The sequence below is a fragment of the Enterococcus sp. FR204 genome, assembly GCF_031143325.1.
GTDB classification, from domain to species: Bacteria; Bacillota; Bacilli; order Lactobacillales; family Enterococcaceae; genus Enterococcus_B; species Enterococcus_B faecium.
This window is the reverse complement of the sequence record NZ_JAKZIW010000090.1, coordinates 1-2345: the sequence shown is the minus strand read 5'-3', so window position 1 is coordinate 2345 and position 2345 is coordinate 1. Positions and strand designations below refer to the sequence as shown.

Here is a 2345-nt window from a genome sequence, read left to right as displayed (position 1 = left end):
GTAAGCGCCCCATAGAACAGTACCTGTACGTCAAATAACCCGACCTATAGAATAGAATCGGGAATGTTTGGCGTTTTTAGTTACGAGAAAAATGTTGTTGTACATCCTTGTTCCAAGGCAACAGTTGATCTAAAGTTTCTGCTGAAAGTACGGGAAGATTTGGTATCTTATCAAATAGAAACTCTAGATACTTTACAGGATTCAATCCGTTAAGTTCTGCTGTTTTATATACACTCAGAATGATTCCTGAAGTTCGTGCTCCTTCAAGACTTGTGGAATGCAACCAATTTTTCCGTCCTATCACCAGCTCTTTGATATTTCGCTCCGCACGATTATTTGTGAGTTCTAAACGACCATCTTCAAAAATAGGTTCAAAACCACTTCGTAGTTTACACGCATATTGAACGGCTGCATCCAACTTGGATTTTGCAACAGGATCTATCGTTGCCATCCACTCATAAAAAGCAATAAATAATGGACGCAGTTCTTGTTGCCGACAGCTTAATCGCTTCTCAGGAGAAAAGTCTTTCCATTTCTTTTCTAGGACAAACCATTTATCCAATTGTTTGACTGCTTGAGCTGCGGGAATATCCGTGTTTTTCTTTCCTTTTGGAATTGCTTCGAAAAATTTCCGCCGAACATGCGCGAAACAATAGACAAGTCGTACACTTTCCACGGCATTATACCCGCTATAGCCGTCACAGTGTAAATACCCTGTAAACTCCTTGAGAAAAGTTTTCGGAACATCTCCAGCACGACTTTCGTCGTGGTGATAATAAACGATGGGATGCTGACTGTCTTTTCCTGTACAAAACTGCCAGTAATAGGTATCTGTTTTGGCACTTTCAATCACACGATAACTTGTTTCATCCCCGTGTAGAATCTCTTCTTGATTAAGATAGACTCTTAATCGTTCTCCTAAAGGGTCTAACGCGTTTTGCACTGCTTTAATATGCCAATTGGTGATATTATCTCTCGAAATATCCAACCCATGTGTTTGTTTCCAATAGTTCTCTTGCCGATAGGCAGGAACTTTCTGACCAAATTTCATCCGGATCGTTTCCGCCACTAAACTATTGGAACCTAAGCTATTAGAAATCAAAGGTTTAGGAACGATCGCTTTTTTAAAAGAAGAAAGTCCTTCTTTTTCGCAGCTTTTACAACAATAGGTATGTTGATAATGGGTGAGACAATCCAACATAGCCTGATGGAAACGAATTTCTTCTCGTACTTTTGTCCGTCCGATATCTTTCATCTGTGAACCGCAATGTTCACAAAATTGTTCTTCCAAAGGAAGGAGATGTTCTTTCTCTGTTATAGGTAAGTGTTTGATTTTGTCTGCTTTCGTTCCTACAACTCGTTGATGTCCTTTTACTGGAATAATGGTGGCAGCTGCTTCTGGAACACTTACAGAAATTTCTTCATCACTAAAAAGATTCAATTGCCCATTCGTTTCCTCAAAGAGAGTCTCTTTAGAGCGTCCAAATAATTTGTTGGTTAAATAATTGACCTTTTCATTCAATAGTTGGATTTCAGTTGTAAGATTCTGAATGGTTTGTTGTTGTGCTTGATTGGTTTTATGGGCTTCTTGAAGCAACTGAAGCAACGTATCTGTAGTTTCCAAAATTTTTCACCACCTTGAATCGAACTGATTTTGTTACAGAATACCACAAGAAACGCACAAGAAATAGGGGTTCAACACATTTTTTGTGTTAACCCCCCAGCTTAAAAAACTCCTTTTTTTCCTGGCAAAATAGCTCGAGGTTGATCGATACTTAATCCTTCTAACAACCATCGAACCTGTTGGTTCGTTAAGGTTCGAACTTCGTCTTTCGTCCGAGGCCATTTTAACTTGCCGTTTTCTATCCGCTTATAACAGAGAAGAAAACCATCACCGTCCCAATAGAGAAGTTTGAAACGGTCTTGACGGTTCCCGCAAAATAAAAAAACGGCATCTTCGTAAAGCTCGAGTTGATACTCTTGTTGAATAAGACTGGCAAGACCATCAATTCCTTTTCGCAAATCTGTTTTTCCGCACACAATATAAATATGTTTGGTTTGAAGTAAATCATAAAGCATTGGACAACAGTTCTTTCAAAATAGCTTGAAGAATATAATTGTTAATACCGTTATAGATCAAAACTTCAGAACCATTCTCTCTTTTGATGCGCATCGCTAACTTGGCAGCCGCGGGTTTACCTTTTTCTGGTGCACTCTTTTCGTTTCCTAATTGGACAGGAACAATCTCATTTAATTTATACATAGAAAACCTCCAGACTTCTTGATAGCTCAAGTATATCTTGAGGTGCATTTGTTAGTAAGGTACTGTTCTATGGGGCGCTTAC

At 38.9% G+C, this 2345-nt stretch carries 3 protein-coding genes; all 3 read right to left on the bottom strand.

All coding sequences use genetic code 11. The features are described from left to right. Nucleotides 1-76 precede the first annotated feature (76 nt). The 3 genes from RG571_RS11895 to RG571_RS11885 all read right to left on the bottom strand — a co-directional run bounded on the left by RG571_RS11895 (nucleotide 77) and on the right by RG571_RS11885 (nucleotide 2263). On the bottom strand, nucleotides 77-1624 hold the full coding sequence (locus RG571_RS11895; RefSeq protein ID WP_002296127.1) for an IS66 family transposase: 1548 nt from the start codon (nucleotides 1622-1624) through the stop codon (nucleotides 77-79). Between the two features lie 101 nt (nucleotides 1625-1725). Continuing rightward, nucleotides 1726-2079 carry an IS66 family insertion sequence element accessory protein TnpB gene (tnpB, locus tag RG571_RS11890; RefSeq protein WP_002287659.1) on the bottom strand — a complete coding sequence of 118 codons (354 nt, stop codon included), beginning with the start codon at nucleotides 2077-2079 and terminating at the stop codon, nucleotides 1726-1728. Beyond that, a complete protein-coding gene (locus RG571_RS11885; RefSeq protein ID WP_002285758.1) occupies nucleotides 2069-2263 on the bottom strand; it encodes a hypothetical protein in 195 nt (64 codons plus the stop codon). The genes tnpB and RG571_RS11885 overlap by 11 nt, the downstream gene beginning before the upstream one ends. Nucleotides 2264-2345: the final 82 nt, after the last annotated feature.

Excerpts from the sequence above, each read along its gene's own strand:
- tnpB (WP_002287659.1), bottom strand. The coding sequence starts at position 2,079 with ATGCTTTATGATTTACTTCAAACCAAACATATTTATATTGTGTGCGGA.
- RG571_RS11885 (WP_002285758.1), bottom strand. The coding sequence starts at position 2,263 with ATGTATAAATTAAATGAGATTGTTCCTGTCCAATTAGGAAACGAAAAG.